The sequence below is a fragment of the Allobosea sp. NPDC055594 genome (assembly GCF_053618995.1).
This window is the reverse complement of record NZ_JBSHIO010000014.1, coordinates 63,408-78,073: the sequence shown is the minus strand read 5'-3', so window position 1 is coordinate 78,073 and position 14,666 is coordinate 63,408. Positions and strand designations below refer to the sequence as shown.

Genomic DNA, 14,666 nt, shown 5'->3' with positions numbered 1-14,666 from the left:
CGTGATCCGCGACGATCCTGCAGAACGGCCCGCCTCGCAAGCCGACCCGGTCCAGCTCTAACATCACTGACGCGGCCATGCAGCCATGGCGCGTCGGCTTTCCAGGTTGATCTGGTCGGAGGTGCGCTTCATAGAAGGCTACGGGCTCCTTCCAGGTCCTCTCCATGGCAGAGAAGACGGCAGTATACTATTCGAAGATCGCTGACGGCGCTCGTTCCACAGATGGATCGCTATGAGTCATTTTTCGTCCCTGGCAGAGGTCTTGCAACATCAGGCCATGACGAGGCCGGACATCGCCGCCGTGACGGTCTATTCCGACCGCCCGGGTGAGCCTTCGAGACTCAGCTTCGCCGAGCTCTACGCGCAGGCGGCGCATCTGGCCCAGCAGCTCGCGGCCGAGACGGTGCCGGGCGACCGCGCCCTGCTGGTCTTTCCGTCCTGCCTCGAATTCGTCGTCGCCTATTTCGCCTGCCTGATCGCCGGGGTGGCGGCGGTGCCGATGATGCCGCCGCGCCGCAATGCGAACCATGATGCCAGCGCTGCCATCATCGCCGACTGCGCGCCGCGCCTGGCGCTGAGCCCGGCATCGGATCCTGATCCGCGCGGCCTGCTGCGCGAGCGTCTGGCCGCGCGCGGCATCCGCCATCTCCCGGTCGCCCTGGCATCCCGGCCGAACCAGGCCGGAGAACTCCGGAGCAACCCGACGGGCCTCGCCTTCCTGCAATACACTTCGGGTTCCACCTCCGCCCCGAAGGGGGTCATGGTCAGCCATCGCAATCTCCTCGCCAATCTGGAGATGATGCGGCAGCGTCTGGGGAACCATGCGGGCTCGGCGCATGTGAGCTGGATTCCGCTCTATCACGATCTCGGCCTGATCATGAACCTGCTGCAGCCGATCTATCTCGGCGCGCCTTGCGTTCTCATGACGCCATCGGGCTTCATGCATCGCCCGCTCAACTGGCTGAGGGCCATTCACGAGCATCGTGCCGAGGTCGCTGCGGCGCCGAATTTCGCCTTCGATCTCTGCGTCGACCGTTTCCGGCCCGAGCAGATGGAGGGCATCGACCTCGGCGGATGGAAGATCGCGCTCAACGGCGCCGAGCCGGTGCGCGCGGCAACGCTGGAACGGTTCAGCGCCACCTTCGCCGCCTATGGCTTCGCGCCCGAAGCGATGCGGCCGGCCTACGGGCTGGCAGAGGCGACATTGCTGGTGAGCGCCGCGGAGCGGGGCAGCCTGCCCCGGACGCGCGAGGTCAGCGCCCGGGCGCTGAAGGCCGCGCAAATTGCCTCGCCGGAGGGGGAGGGCGATTGCCAGAGAATCGTCAGCTGCGGCTCGCCGATGACCGGGCTGTCCATCGCCATCGTCGACCCGGACACACTGCGTCCAGTGCAGCCGGGCCGGATCGGCGAGATCTGGATCCGGGCCGACAGCGTCGCCGACGGCTATTGGCTGCGTCCGGAAGAGAGCGAGCGGGTCTTCGAGGCCCGGCCACAGCGGACGGGGACAGGTGCCGAGGACAATGGCGACTGGCTCAGGACCGGCGATCTCGGCCATCTCGACGAGGCTGGCGAACTCTATGTCGTCGGCCGCATCAAGGACGTCATGATCATCCGCGGCGTCAACCATTACCCGCAGGACATCGAGGCCACGGTCGCGGCGAGCCATCCTGCCCTGCGACGGGATCATGGCGCGGCCTTCACCATCACGGACGAGCATGGCATCGAGCGCATCGTCGTCGTCCAGGAAATCGAGCGCAGCCGGCGCCACGCCTTCGTCGAGGCGGAGGTGGTCGCGGCGATCCAGGCGGCTGTGGTGAACAATCACGACGTCGCCGCCGACCGGATCGTTCTGATCCGGACCGGCTCGCTGCCGAAGACCACGAGCGGCAAGGTCCAGCGCGATCTGACCCGGCGCCGCTTGTCGGAGGGAACGCTCGAACGATGGAACCTGCCCGAGCGGCCGGGAGAAACCATCCCCGCCTGACACGGACCCGTTCCGCTTCGCTTGAAATTGCTCTCGCTCCCCACCCGACGGACCACCATGCCACCCACTTCCGAGATCGAACGCTTCTGCACCGCCCGGCTTGCCGCCATGTTGGAGATCGACGAGGCCGGCATCGCGCCGATGACGAGCTTCGCCAGCCTGGGGCTCGATTCGGCCGCCGCCGTCCATTTCGTCCTGGAGGTCGAGCAGGAATACGGCGTCGAGCTCTATCCGGGCGTCACGCAGGATTATCCGACGATTGCGCAGTTCGCCGAGCACCTCGCTGGCTCGGCAGCACCCTAGGCCGCTGCCGATCCGTTCGCGCGTGCGGGCAGGATTCTGCGCCTGGCTCCGCATTCTGCGCCTGGCTCCGCCATTGGCGTGCGATGCAGCCTCGACGGGCTGCGCTGTTGACGATAGGTAGTCGCCTGCCGACGAACCGATGCGGCAGAGGACCCACCGGGATGGACCAGAGCTGATGGCACATGCTCCGAACGCGGCCGGCGGCCAGCACATGGCGAATGCCGAAGACATCATCCCGCGCGACATCCGGTTCGGTATCCTCGACAACGCCCAGCGCCATTGGCTCGAGGACGACATCATCAAGACGGTGCTGATCGACGGGCTCTCGATCTTCCTGCCCGAGGGCGAGCGCTTTTTCATCCGCTCGCTGAAGCATTACGGGCCGAAGCTGCAGGACCGCGAGCTCGCGGCCGAGATCAACGGCTACTCCGTGCAGGAGGCCTATCACACGCGCGAGCACGAGGAATACAACCGCGCCATGGCCAGGCTCGGCTACGACGTCGAGAAGATGGAGGCGCCGATCCGTCGGGGGTTCGACATCGTCAAGAACCCGCTGCACCGGCTGTCGATCACCTGCGCGATCGAGCACATGACGGCGACGCTGTCGACGCTGACCTTGCGTCATCCGGAGCTGATGGACAAGGCCGCGCCGGCCTATCGGCGGCTGTGGATGTGGCATGCGCTGGAGGAACTCGAGCACAAGGCCGTGGCGCTGGACGTGCTCAAGGCGGCGACCCCGGAAATGTCGAGCTGGCAGCGCTATTTCGTCCGCGTCCTCGGGATGAACGGGACGCTGTTTCCCTTCCTCGTGCTCTTCCTGCGCAACGTCCCGATCTATGCGAAGACGGATGGGGTGAAGACCGGGTTGCGCTTCTGGCTGCGCTTCTTCTGGGTGACGATGGTCTATCCCGGCTATTGGCGGCGCTGCTTGCCGAACGTGCTGCGCTACTACCTGCCGGGTTTCGACCCGCGCAACAGCGATGACCAGGAGCTGATGCGCAAGGGGCGCGACTGGCTGGCCGCCAATCTCCCGCCCGCGCCCGGCGCCTCGCCGCAGTCGGCCTCCTGAGCATCGAACATGGCGAGCCAAGCCTTCTCCGGCCTGCTGGAAGCCATCGATCGGGGCGCCTTCCCCAAGACCCGCAAATGGCTGTGGCGCGGCCTCTACAACATCCTGTCCCGGCGCTGGCGCGACGACGACTGGCGTTTCATGAACTACGGCTTCCTGCCGCCCGCGCCCGGCATTCTGCTGGAGCAGGAGGACGAGGCGGACCGGCCCTTCATCGGGCTCTATGCGCAGGCGGTCGCCGGATTGCCGATGAAGGGCGCGCGCGTGCTCGAGATCGGCTCGGGACGCGGGGGCGGGGCGCGCTACATCGCCCGCTATTGCGAGCCAGGTTCCGTCATCGGGCTCGATTATTCTCCCGCGACGGTCGCTCTCGCCCGCCGTCTCAATCGCGACACGCCGAGGCTGGCCTTCGAGGTCGGCGACGCCGAGAAGCTGCCTTTCGCAGACGGCGCCTTCGACGTGGTGATCAATATCGAGTCCTCGCATTGCTACGGGGATGTGGCGGCCTTCGCGCGGGAGGCGGCCCGCGTCCTGGCTCCCGGCGGCTGGTTCAGTTTCGCCGACATGCGCGGCAGGGCGACGCTCCCGCTGCTGCGGCAGCAACTGGCGGTGCCAGGGCTGGCCCTGCGCGGCGAGACCGACCTTTCGCAGGGCGTCATCACCGCGCTCGACGCAGCCGAGCAGCGCAAGCGGGCTCGCATCGGCAAGATCCGCTTCATGCGCGGCTTCATCAGCGAGTTCGCGGGCTCGCAGGGCTCGATTCTCTACCGGGAGCTGAGCGAGGGCGGAGTCGTCTATCTCGCGCAGCGCTATCGGAAGGAAGACGGTTTCCGCGAACTGCCTCCTCCGTCGATCAGCGACGCTCCGAAGGCGTAGGCGAGGCCGGCTTCGCCGCCTCGCCGCCGGACGGCTCGAAGCTCTTCAGCGTGTCGTCGTAGCGCGGATGCAGCGTGCCCATCCAGCGGTCCCACAGCGAGAAGGTGTGGCCGTAGTTGAAGCGGAACGTGCCGTGATGCTGGTCATGGAACACGGTGCTGGCGAGCGGCCAGGGCGAACGCCCGGCGGGCGAGGCGAAATGCTCGAAGCCGGCATGCCCGAGCATGCCGCTGATCTGATCGTAGAGCTTCTGCAGCACGAGCATCTGCCACGGGATCGGCAGGATGAAGACGATGATCGCGTAATAGGCCTGGTTGAGCAGCGCCTCGACGAAGCTTTCGTGATGATTGCTCCACACGGTCGGCGCCACGCTCTTATGGTGGAGCGCGTGAAAACGATAGAAGACGCGGCCGTGGAGCAGCCGGTGGACCCAGTAGAACCACGCATCGTAGAGAACGACCGAGAGCAGCAGCGTCAGCGGCCCGGACCACCAGCCGAGTTCGAGCGGGGTGAGAGACCAGCCCTGTTCCTGTGCGAACAGGCCGAAGGCGAAGCAGGCCGACAGCGTCAGGATCGAGATCGGGGCCTGCCGCAGTTCCTTCCATTTGCGCCGGTTGACACGGTCCTTCTGGATGCGGCGTTCGGGATGCCGGCGATTCATGACCTCGAAGAAGAGGCCTGTGAGCAGCATCACCAGCACGACGGCGGCCACCACCAGACCGAAGAGGCGGAGGAAGTCGTTCAGCAGCGCCACGGTCGCAATCCCATCATCGATCCGGTTCAGGCGTCGCCGTCCAGATAGAGCAGGCGATCTTCCTGGTTGCCCGGGTCGAGCAATTCCTCATCCGTCACGGGCGTGACTTGCGCATCGTAGCCAAGGCATCGCAGCACCGGATAGGGGCCGCGCAACCGCGCGAGCAGGCCTCGGGGATCCTGGCAGCGCCCCGGGTTGAATTCGAGGATGATTCGCGGCCGCCAGCGTTCGATGGTCCGACCCAGCCCGAGCGCGATGTCCTCTTCCGCCCCTTCCGCGTCGATCTTCAGAAAATCGACGCGGGGGAAGCCGGCGAAAAGCGCGTCGAGGCTGTGGATCGGCACGGCGACCAGCGAGGCGTCGCCGCGCGCTTCCGCCGCACCGACGAGGGTGGCATTCTTCGGTTCGCCCGCCGGGACGAACAGGCATCCCTGTCCGTCGCCCGCGCCGGCAGCTGCAGCCGTGATGGTGCTGCGGCCGGCGAAGCCGTTGAGCTCGAGCGTTCGCTTCAGCATCTCGACGACGGGAGGGTTGGGCTCGACGGCCAGAAGACGGCCCGTCGGCCCGATCAGATCGGCCATCAGCAGCGAGTAGTAGCCGAAATTCGCGCCGACATCGGCGACATGCATCCCGGGCGCGACCAGGCGGGCGATGAACTGCGTCAGCCACATCTCCCAATAGCCGTCGAGCATGACATGCGCGGCAAAGCCGCGATCCCGCGTGTCGAGAAACGCCTTGTAGCGTCCCAGGACCCGCGACAGCACGGTATGCTCGCCCAGATAGACGCTTTGGGTCGTCGCGCGGCAGACGCATTCGACTCGGTAACGGTCGGGGCCCCGCAGTTCATCGAGGGACAGGATGCTTCCGGGCAGGATCTGCGCCTGCATGTGCGGATGCTCCGCGATATGCGTCTTGTTCATCAACCCGTCCACTCCGACCGGACATCGATGCGCACCGCGGCGCGCCCGAGCCGGATCCGGTCACGCCACAGCGACCCGACCGTGAATACGCTTCTAAACTATTGATAGAGAACGTTTTGCCGAACCGACTGCATGTGCACTCTTATCGGAACGCGCTCTAGGTGGCGATACCCCGTTCGATCAACGATCTCACGACGCGATCGGCCAGTTCGTCGACCTCGTATCGGCTGCTGTCAAGGTGAAGATCCGGAGCGATGGGGCGCTCATAGACGGAGTCGATGCCGGTGAAGTTGCGGATCTCGCCGCGGCGCGCCTTTGCGTAGAGTCCCTTCGGATCCCTGTGCTCGCAGATCTCAAGGGGAGCATCGATGAAGACCTCCAGGAAGGGACAACCGGCGAGGCGCTCGCGCACCATGGCCCGGTCGGCCGCGAAGGGGGATATGAAACCGCACAGCACGATCAAGCCGGCATCGACCATGAGCTTGGCGACTTCCGCGACGCGACGCAGGTTTTCGACGCGGTCGCCTTCGGCGAAGCCGAGGTCGCGATTGAGCCCCAGGCGGATATTGTCGCCGTCGAGCAGGATCGTCAGCTTGCGCCGCGCATGCAGCCGGCGCTCGACGGCGTCTGCTATCGTCGACTTGCCGGCGCCGGACAGGCCGGTGAACCAGAGGACCGCGCCCTTCTGGCCCAGCAGGCTCTCGCGCGCCTGCCGATCGACCGTCAACTTCTGCGCGAACAGATTGCTGCCGCGCTCAAGCGCGTTCCGCACCATTCCGGCTGCGACGGTCTCGCCGCTGACCCGGTCGACCAGCAGGAACCCGCCGGTGGCCGGGCAGCGGGAATAGCTGTCGAATGCGATCATTCCGGGCGTCGCGAGGTGGCAGATCGCGATCTCGTCGCGTTCGATCTGCGTGCCCGCCACCAAGGCGCCGCCGACGATGTCGAGCTTGCCCCGGATCGCCGTCACGGTCACCGGGGAGGTCAGGGTGCCGAGGCGCAGTTCGTAGTCGCGGCCGGCGAACAGCGCCCGCTCGCCGAACCAGACCACATGTGCCGCAAAGTGGTTCGCGCATGCCGGCGCACCGCCGCCGGCATGCAGCAGGTCACCGCGGCCGAGGTCGATCTCCGGTGTCAGCGTGAGGGCGACGGCCTCTCCAGGCCCGGCCTGCTCGACCGGTCCGTCCGCCCCGATCAGTTCCCGTATGGTGGCTTCGGTGCCGCCTATGGCGGTCCTGACCCGCGCGCCAGAGGACAGCGTCCCGGCGGCGATGGTTCCCGCATAGAGGCGCTCGCCCCCGGCCGTGCGCCAGACGCCCTGGATCGGCAGGCGCAGGTCGTCGACCCGCTTCGGCCTCTCGATCTCGAGGCGTTCGAGATGGTCGAGAAGCGTCGGCCCCCGATACCAGGGCATGGAGGGGCTGGCGGTCACGACATTGTCGCCCAGGCGCGCGGAGACCGGAATGGCGACGACCTCGAGATCGAGATGCTTCGCGACCGGGGCGAAGCTCTCGACGATCCGGTCCAGGCTATCCGCCTCGAACCCGACGGCATCCATCTTGTTCACGGCCAGGACGATGTGCCGGATGCCGAGCATGCCGCAGATCGCTGCGTGCCGGAAGGTCTGCGTCCGCAATCCGCGGACTGCGTCGGCCAGAATGATACCGACCTCGCATTGCGAAGCGCCGGTCGCCATGTTGGCGGTGTATTGTTCGTGGCCGGGTGTGTCGGCGATGATGAAATCGCGCCGGCCGGTCGACATGTAGCGATAGGCGACATCGATGGTGATGTTGCGCTCGCGCTCGGCCGCCAGGCCATCGGTCAGCAGCGAATAGTCGATCTCGCCTTGCCGGGTGCCGTAGCGGCGCGAATCGGCCTCGAGAGCTGCCCACTGGTCGTCGGGGACGGCTCCGGCCTCATGGAGGAGGCGACCGATGAGGGTCGACTTGCCGTCGTCCACGGCGCCGCATGCCAGGATGCGCAATGCCGGCGGGCGTTCGGGCGGTGCCTCTCGTTCGGTCTCGCCGAAGACTGCGCGATAGGTTGCTGAAACGGGGTTCAAAAATAGCCCTCCCGCTTCTTCGCTTCCATGGACGCCGCGCCGGTGCCGTCGATCAACCGGCCATGGCGTTCCGAGGTGGTGGTGGCTTCCAGCTCGGCCACGACCTCCGCCACGGTGGCGGCTTCGGATTCGACCGCCGCGCTGAGCGGATAGCAGCCGAGCGAGCGAAAGCGGACGGATCGCAGCTCCGCTACCTCGCCGGGTTGCAATGGAAAGCGCTCGTCATCCACGACGATGAGCGATCCGCCTCGGTCGACCACCGGGCGCGGGCGTGCCAGATAGAGCGGCACGATCGGAATGCCTTCCGCCAGGGTGTAGCGCCAGACGTCCCGCTCGCTCCAGTTCGACAGCGGAAAGACCCGCATCGTCTCGCCCGGCCGCAGATGCGGGTTCACAAGGCGCCAGAATTCCGGTCTCTGGCTGCGCGGTTCCCAGCCATGTCCGGGGCTGCGCAGCGAGAAGACGCGCTCCTTGGCGCGGCTCTTCTCCTCGTCCCGGCGCGCGCCTCCGATCGCCACGTCGAAGCCTGCCTGCACGAGTGCCTGCTTGAGGGCTTCGGTCTTCATGACGCGGGTATAGGCGTTCGCGTCGGCGGAGAAGGGCGAGACGCCGCGCTCCAGCCCCTCGCGGTTGACGTGCACCCTGAGTTCGTAGCCCAGCGCCCGTGCAAGCCGGTCGCGAAAAGCGATCATGTCGCGGAACTTCCACGTCGTGTCGACGTGCAGCAGCGGAAATGGCGGCCTGGCCGGCCAGAAGGCCTTGGCCGCCAGATGGGCGAGAACCGTCGAATCCTTGCCGATCGAATACAGCATCACCGGCCGCTGGAAGAGAGCGGCCGTCTCCCGCAGCAGGAAGATCGCCTCTTCTTCCAGCCTCCTGAGGTGGTTCACGCCATTATTCGTCCGGTTCGGCGGGAGGGGTAGCCCCATTTGCGGGGCTTGGACCCTGTCGGCGCCTCGATTGCGAGAATGCGCGCCTAGTAGAAGCGGCCCGCGACACTGGCGCCTTGAACCACCGGCGAGGACAGGCTCTGGAAGACGGAGAAGGCCTTCTGCAGATCCGTCAGCGGCGCATTCGAGACATAGAGGATGTCGCCCCTCTGCATGCGCAGCCCCTGGGCGATGAATAATCCGTTGGGGTCGCGCAGGTTCACGCGATAGACCACCGGAATCCGCCCGCCACGACCGAGGAGCGGGCTGTCCGGCTTGACCCGGCGCAGCAGTTCGGCGGATTCGAAGCGATACAGGAACACGCCCTCCGGGTCCGCGCGGAAGTCGAGGAGGCCGCCGGACTTGGCGATCGCCTGTGCCAGGTTCATGGCGTCGGCGTCGAACGGAATGTCGGTGTTGCGTCCGGTCGCGCCGGCGGCGATGAAGGTTCTCGGGTTCCGGACCAGCGTCAGGGTATCGCCGCCACGCAGATAGATGTTCTCGCGCGGGTTGTTGACGACGGTGATCATCGGAACCGCGACGGAACGCGAGCCGCGCATGAGACGGATCTCGGTCTCGTTGACGGGCGCGCGGATGCCGCCGGCTGCGGCGATGACGTCGAGAATGCGATCGCCCCGGTTGGAAAGAGGGATGCGCCCGCCCGTCGCCACTTCGCCGGTGACCGCCACCGTGCTGCTGACCGGCCGGCTGACCGTCACCAGGATCTGCGGCTGGATCGCCTTGCCGGCGAGGCGTTCCTCGATCGTGCTCTGGACCTCTGCCGCCGTTTTGCCGGCCACTTTGACGCGCCCGGCGTAGGGCACCGAAATCGTCCCGTCACGGGCGACGGCTTGCTCCGGGATCGTGGCGGTCCGCGAACCGGGCGAGAAGCGATCCGTGGTCAGAGGTGCCGAGAAGAGGCCGCCTGCTCCAGCCTCCCAGATCGTCACGGCGACGAAGTCGCCGATCCCGATCCGGGTCTCGACCGCCCCGCTGCGATCGCCGAAGCTGCCGCTGAAGCTGTCGACCGCCCGGCTGTTCAGCGTGGCGAGCGAGGCCGGAGTGAGATCGATCAGCTCGAAGTTGAAGTTCGCGTTCTCGGCCGATGGGGACACGATATCTGAAGTGGACGGACCACTGGCAGGGAGATTGGAGCAACCCGCCAAAGTCATGGCGGACAGAATCACGAATAGGCCTACCCGCACAGATCTCGTCTCCTACGCCACTCGGCGACTACCACTGATTGTCCCGTTTTGAAAACGAAACGAAACCGAGGGAGCGCATTCCCTTTCGGAGTGTGGACTTCTTGCATCGCGAAACGGTTACGCGCTGCGCGGTGAACGGAAACATGCTTACCGAAACGTGAAGGAGCGATGTGGCCGTCGGTCCGCGGTGCCTATTTCATCTTGATGGCGTGTTCACGCACGCCGGCGAGGACCAGCCAGCCGACCAGGAACAGCAGGAGGCTTGCGGCGAAGGTGACCACCACCCCCCGCAGCCGGCGGGGCTGTTCGGCGAAGTCGGCGATCCGGGGTTCCACCACCCGCTCGAGATAGAGCTGCTGGCGGCGCGCTTCGTTCCGTGCGACTTCGAGGCTGGTCATGGCGGAGGCGAGCGCCTTGACCGCGAATTCCCGCTGAAGATTGAGTCTCTCATAGCCAGCGATCTTTTCCGCCAGGCCGTCCGACGCATTCGAAACGCGCTGGCGCTCCAGTGTGATCTGCGCCTCGAGAGCAGCGATCCGGCGCCGCAGTCCCGGAATTTGCGGGGAGCTTGGCGAAGAAGCCTCGATCTCCCGGAGCTGAGCCGTCACTGCGGCCAGTTCATCCGACAGGCGGCCGATGAGTGCGGCGATGACGAGCGAGCTCTGCGATGGATCGAGCATCAGCTCGCGATTCCGGAATTCGGTGATCGCGAGCTGCGTCTCGACCAGGCGTTCCTCACCCCGCTTGACCTCGGCTTCGGCGAAGCGGATGGCGTCGGCACGGATTCGCTCGTTCATGCGATTGACCAGTGCCTCGCCCAGGTTCAGCAATGTCCGGTTGATCTCGACCGAATCCTCGGGTCGGAAAGCCTCGACGGTCAGGGTCGTCAGCCCGGTCGTCGCGCCGTGGAGCACGCTGACGAACGATTTGTAGTGCTGGAACAGCTCCTCTTCACTCGCGCCGCGCAGCAGATTAGGATAGCGCGCCACGAAATCCGCGCCGGGGCGATCGAACATCTCGCGCAGGGGCAGGCGCTCCGAGAGCGCGGTCACCGCATCACGCGACAGCAGATATTCCTGGACCGAATAGCTGTCGTCCTGTGACCGGGTGACGCCGACGATTTGCAGCAGCCCGCCAAGGCCGCCGGCAAGCGGCGCCTTGGCGGAGCGAACCACGAAGGTGGATTCGGACACGAACCGGTCCGAGGCGATCAGGCCGAAATAAACCGCCGAGAGCGCCGTGGGCAGCGCGACGAACAGAAGAAACGCCGCCTTGCTCCAGCTCAGGCGGATGGTCGGGCGCGGACGCAGCTCGGTATCGGGCGCCACGTCAGGAGCGCGATCCGTTCCGGGGAGCGGCAGGCGAAAATGCTTGGCGGCGAGCGGCCGTGCCACATGGGCGATCGGACGCAGCCGCCGAGAGAGTTTCTCGAAGCGCTGCCTCATGCCGGAGCCTCGCTCCTCTCGCCGATTCGCAGAGAAGCGTTCATGTCAGGTCGATGTCGCGAGTGTCCGGAACCATTGGTTCGGCATTCCTATCGAAGAGGCGGCCTGCTATCTAGCACCCAAGTGTCGGGATCAGAAGTCGACGATGTCTCAAGGTATAATGCAGGAAAGTGCCACCGACTATGTTGAGCTCGTTCCCTTGCGGGTCAACGAGGCCGGTGTCGGCTTGCCTGCCAAGAAGCCTTTGCCCGGTTGGCTGGCTGCGCTGTCCCGGCACGCGCTGATCCTCGTAACCTTCGTCCTGCCCTGTTTCCTCGCCGTGCTTTATTACGGGCTGATTGTCGCTGACCGCTATACTTCTGAGGCGCAGTTCGTGGTCAGAAGCCCGAGCCGGGCAGGCCTCGACCAGCTGACGGGCATGATCCCGGTCACCGGTGGGGAGCGAGCCTCCGACGAGGCCAGTACCGTTCACCAGTTCGTACGCTCGCGCGATGCCGTCGAATTGCTCGTGCAGACGGCCGATCTGCGGGCGATCCTGTCGCGACCGGAGGGCGATGTCTTCTGGCGCTTCCCCGGATGGTTCTCCAGGGATCTGCGAGAAAAGCTCTTCGAGCGTTATCTGGATTTCGTCTCGATCAAGCCGGACAGCAGCACGGGCATCAGCACGCTGGTCGTGCAGAGCTTCCGGCCGGAGGATTCGGTGAAGATGGCGGAGGTCCTGCTCCAGGGATCGGAGGCGCTGATCAATCGGCTGAACGAACGCGCGCGCGCCGACACGATCCGGGCCGCCGCGCGTGAAGTCGAAGCGGCGAAGGCGCGTGCCTTCGAGCGGCGCGAGGAACTCACGACCTTCCGGACGCGCGCGGGGACAGTCGATCCGGCAAAATCCTCCCAGAACCTCCTGGAGACGATCGGGAAGCTGTCTTTCGAGGTCGCACAGCTCAATGCGCAGCTCGCCGAAGCGCAACGGAACTCGCCCCAGGGGCCGCAGATCACGAATCTGCGCAACCGCATCCAGGCGGTCGAGCAGCAGATCGTCGAGGAGAAGCGGCAGATCGGCGGGTCGGCCCAGGCGCTGGCCCCGATCATCGCCGATTATGAGCGCCTGGTGCTCGAGCGCGAATTCGCGGACCGCGCGCTCGCCTCCGCGCTCGCCTCGCTGGAAAGCGCCCGGGCCGAATCCCAGCGCCAGCAGCTCTATCTCGAACGCGTCGTGGCGCCGCACGCCGCCGATTATCCGAGCCAGCCGAGGCGCTTGCTCTGGATCGGCATTGTTTTCCTGCTCAGCCTCTCGGTCTATTCGATATGCCGTTCGCTGCGGGATTATCTTCGCCAGCGCGAGCATTGAGATGACGTCGCCTGCCGCCCTTTCGTCTAGGCCCGACACCGCCCCCGAAGCAGGCGCGGAGCGGGTGGTGCGTGCCGACGACATCGTGAAGGAATTCCATACCGAGCACGGTCCCCGACGCGTGCTGGACGGAATCTCGTTCAGCGTCGGGGCCGGCGAACGGATGGCGATCCTGGGCCGCAACGGTGCCGGCAAGTCGACCCTGATCAAGATTCTCGCAGGCGTCGAGCGGCCGACCTATGGCAAGATCCATCGCGGCCTGAACATGTCGTGGCCCTTGGCCATCGGCGGCGGTTTTGAAGGGCAGATGACCGGCTACGATGCCTGCCGGTTCGTTTCCGCGCTGTATGGCGCACCGCTCAAGGACACCGTCGAGTTCGTCGCCGATTTCACCGAGCTGGGCAGCCAGCTCTTCACGCAAGCGCGCTTCTATTCGGACGGCATGCGGGCACGCCTGGCCTTCGGGCTCTCCCTGGCCATCGACTTCGAATGCTACCTCATCGACGAGGTCATCCTGGTCGGCGACCGGCGCTTCCAGCAACGCTGCCATGACGAGCTTCTCGTCAAGCGCAAGGATCGGGCCATGCTCATGGCGATCCATTCGATGGAATTCGCCCGAGAGTTCTGCAGCTCGGCGCTGGTTCTGAAACAGGGGCGCGGACGCGTCTTCTACGATCTCGATCTGGCCTGTTCGATCTATGCGACATTGTGAACCGTCACGTGGACCTATCTCTCGCCCGGTGACTTTCCGGGCATGACCACCATCGTTCTGGGCATCCCCAGCGCCTTCTCCGCCTGGGGCTTCGAGGTTGTGCGCCGCTTGGTCAAGGCGTCGCGGCCTGCGACTGAGCTGCGTCTCGTCGATCGTTACGATCAGTTCGACGAGGATCCGGATGCCGACGTGATCGTCTGCTCGCAGTTCCCTTCGCGCTCGCTGCGTGAGGCGGCGCAGAAACCTCGGGTGCGCCTTGTCGTCTTCGCTGCCGACAGCCTGGCTGCCGTCAGCTTCCAGCGGCGCCGGCAGCCGAAACTGGTCGAGGCCTTGCGGACTGTCGGTGCCAGTGCCGCTCTGATCAGTGACTGTCGGCCGCAGAAGCGGGCGCTCTTCCTCGACGCCGCCGGCCTGACCTCGGCCGAGTTGGCGACGCAGCTCATCGCCGATCACATCGATTGCCCCATTCCCGCGGATTTCGCCGAGACATTGGCTTCCCTCGGGCCGATCCCGACGGAGGACGCGACCGGCTCTTCGCTGACGGAAGCGGAGAAGGGAATCATCGCTCTCGTTCTCGACAATGCCACGGCCCATCTGCGTGATGCCGGCGTTCCGCTGAAATCCATTTGGCCGCATCGGGTGTTCTTTTCGGGCGATCGGCCAAACGAAGAGGCTCCGCTCGTGGTGGATGCCACAGGGGGCTCGCGGGTCCTGTATTACGGCCCGTATTTCCATCTTTCCGAAGGACGCTGGCGCGCCAAGCTCACGGTGGGCTTCACCAAGGAAGCGGCAGGATTGCCGTTCAAGATCTCCGCCTTCGGGCCGGAGCCGCTGGGAGAGGCCCGCCTGAGGCCGCGCCAGGAAGGGATTTTTTCAGCGCAGTTCAGTTTTCTGGTCTCCGAGCCGGAACGTCCGGTCGAGTTCCATATCCGCACCGAGGAAGGCGCCATCGAAGGACGGGTTGCACTGGCGCAGGCGGAACTCTCCCATCTCGGCGACAAGCCTCCGGCCGATTGATTTCGGCGGAGCGTGCCAGGAAGCCAAGGCTCTGTCGCTCGA

Annotated in this window: 13 protein-coding genes; 7 read left to right on the top strand and 6 right to left on the bottom strand. The window is 65.8% G+C overall.

Annotation, left to right across the window (positions count from 1 at the left end):
• Positions 1-232: 232 nt before the first annotated feature.
• From ACWGRX_RS22335 to ACWGRX_RS22320, 4 genes are all read left to right on the top strand, one after another.
• The gene (locus tag ACWGRX_RS22335) at positions 233-1,984 is read left to right on the top strand and encodes a fatty acyl-AMP ligase (RefSeq protein WP_452119355.1); all 1,752 of its coding nucleotides are present in this window, start codon (positions 233-235) and stop codon (positions 1,982-1,984) included.
• A gap of 57 nt (positions 1,985-2,041) precedes the next feature.
• Complete coding sequence (locus ACWGRX_RS22330) at positions 2,042-2,287, top strand: acyl carrier protein (protein WP_452119354.1); 246 nt, start codon at positions 2,042-2,044, stop codon at positions 2,285-2,287.
• A 175-nt stretch (positions 2,288-2,462) separates the two neighbouring features.
• Positions 2,463-3,356 (top strand): metal-dependent hydrolase, encoded by an 894-nt coding sequence (locus tag ACWGRX_RS22325; protein ID WP_452119353.1) that lies wholly within the window; start codon positions 2,463-2,465, stop codon positions 3,354-3,356.
• Between the two features lie 9 nt (positions 3,357-3,365).
• A complete protein-coding gene (locus tag ACWGRX_RS22320) occupies positions 3,366-4,232 on the top strand; it encodes a class I SAM-dependent methyltransferase (protein WP_452119352.1) in 867 nt (288 codons plus the stop codon).
• Here the strand turns inward: ACWGRX_RS22320 and ACWGRX_RS22315 are convergent.
• From ACWGRX_RS22315 to ACWGRX_RS22290, 6 genes are all read right to left on the bottom strand, one after another.
• Positions 4,210-4,986: a sterol desaturase family protein gene (locus tag ACWGRX_RS22315; RefSeq protein ID WP_452119351.1), complete on the bottom strand. Its 777-nt coding sequence runs from the start codon at positions 4,984-4,986 to the stop codon at positions 4,210-4,212. The genes ACWGRX_RS22320 and ACWGRX_RS22315 overlap by 23 nt on opposite strands.
• A 26-nt stretch (positions 4,987-5,012) precedes the next feature.
• The gene (locus tag ACWGRX_RS22310; protein ID WP_452119350.1) at positions 5,013-5,906 is read right to left on the bottom strand and encodes an FkbM family methyltransferase; all 894 of its coding nucleotides are present in this window, start codon (positions 5,904-5,906) and stop codon (positions 5,013-5,015) included.
• Positions 5,907-6,063: 157 nt separating this feature from the next.
• On the bottom strand, positions 6,064-7,968 hold the full coding sequence (cysC, locus tag ACWGRX_RS22305; RefSeq protein WP_452119349.1) for an adenylyl-sulfate kinase: 1,905 nt from the start codon (positions 7,966-7,968) through the stop codon (positions 6,064-6,066).
• Entirely contained in the window at positions 7,965-8,897 is a 933-nt protein-coding gene (cysD, locus tag ACWGRX_RS22300) for a sulfate adenylyltransferase subunit CysD (RefSeq protein ID WP_452119348.1), read from the bottom strand. Before cysD ends, cysC begins: the two co-directional genes overlap by 4 nt.
• A 47-nt stretch (positions 8,898-8,944) precedes the next feature.
• Positions 8,945-10,069, bottom strand: coding sequence for a polysaccharide biosynthesis/export family protein (locus ACWGRX_RS22295; protein ID WP_452119347.1), 1,125 nt, complete (start codon positions 10,067-10,069; stop codon positions 8,945-8,947).
• Positions 10,070-10,293: 224 nt separating this feature from the next.
• The gene (locus ACWGRX_RS22290; RefSeq protein WP_452119346.1) at positions 10,294-11,547 is read right to left on the bottom strand and encodes a KpsE/RkpR family capsule polysaccharide export protein; all 1,254 of its coding nucleotides are present in this window, start codon (positions 11,545-11,547) and stop codon (positions 10,294-10,296) included.
• On the opposite strand from ACWGRX_RS22290, the gene ACWGRX_RS22285 reads away from it, so the two are divergent.
• From ACWGRX_RS22285 to ACWGRX_RS22275, 3 genes are read left to right on the top strand one after another with little or no spacing between them, the layout of a single operon-like run.
• Complete coding sequence (locus ACWGRX_RS22285; RefSeq protein WP_452119345.1) at positions 11,474-12,895, top strand: KpsE/RkpR family capsule polysaccharide export protein; 1,422 nt, start codon at positions 11,474-11,476, stop codon at positions 12,893-12,895. The two genes, ACWGRX_RS22290 and ACWGRX_RS22285, sit on opposite strands and share 74 nt — an antisense overlap.
• Positions 12,819-13,607, top strand: coding sequence for an ABC transporter ATP-binding protein (locus ACWGRX_RS22280; protein ID WP_452119344.1), 789 nt, complete (start codon positions 12,819-12,821; stop codon positions 13,605-13,607). Before ACWGRX_RS22285 ends, ACWGRX_RS22280 begins: the two co-directional genes overlap by 77 nt.
• A 42-nt stretch (positions 13,608-13,649) precedes the next feature.
• The gene (locus ACWGRX_RS22275) at positions 13,650-14,624 is read left to right on the top strand and encodes a hypothetical protein (RefSeq protein ID WP_452119343.1); all 975 of its coding nucleotides are present in this window, start codon (positions 13,650-13,652) and stop codon (positions 14,622-14,624) included.
• Positions 14,625-14,666 lie beyond the last annotated feature (42 nt).

Excerpts from the sequence above, each read along its gene's own strand:
- ACWGRX_RS22335 (WP_452119355.1), top strand. The coding sequence starts at position 233 with ATGAGTCATTTTTCGTCCCTGGCAGAGGTCTTGCAACATCAGGCCATG.
- ACWGRX_RS22275 (WP_452119343.1), top strand. The coding sequence starts at position 13,650 with ATGACCACCATCGTTCTGGGCATCCCCAGCGCCTTCTCCGCCTGGGGC.
- cysD (WP_452119348.1), bottom strand. The coding sequence starts at position 8,897 with ATGGGGCTACCCCTCCCGCCGAACCGGACGAATAATGGCGTGAACCAC.
- ACWGRX_RS22290 (WP_452119346.1), bottom strand. The coding sequence starts at position 11,547 with ATGAGGCAGCGCTTCGAGAAACTCTCTCGGCGGCTGCGTCCGATCGCC.
- ACWGRX_RS22325 (WP_452119353.1), top strand. The coding sequence starts at position 2,463 with ATGGCACATGCTCCGAACGCGGCCGGCGGCCAGCACATGGCGAATGCC.
- ACWGRX_RS22295 (WP_452119347.1), bottom strand. The coding sequence starts at position 10,069 with ATGACTTTGGCGGGTTGCTCCAATCTCCCTGCCAGTGGTCCGTCCACT.
- ACWGRX_RS22320 (WP_452119352.1), top strand. The coding sequence starts at position 3,366 with ATGGCGAGCCAAGCCTTCTCCGGCCTGCTGGAAGCCATCGATCGGGGC.
- ACWGRX_RS22330 (WP_452119354.1), top strand. The coding sequence starts at position 2,042 with ATGCCACCCACTTCCGAGATCGAACGCTTCTGCACCGCCCGGCTTGCC.
- ACWGRX_RS22310 (WP_452119350.1), bottom strand. The coding sequence starts at position 5,906 with ATGAACAAGACGCATATCGCGGAGCATCCGCACATGCAGGCGCAGATC.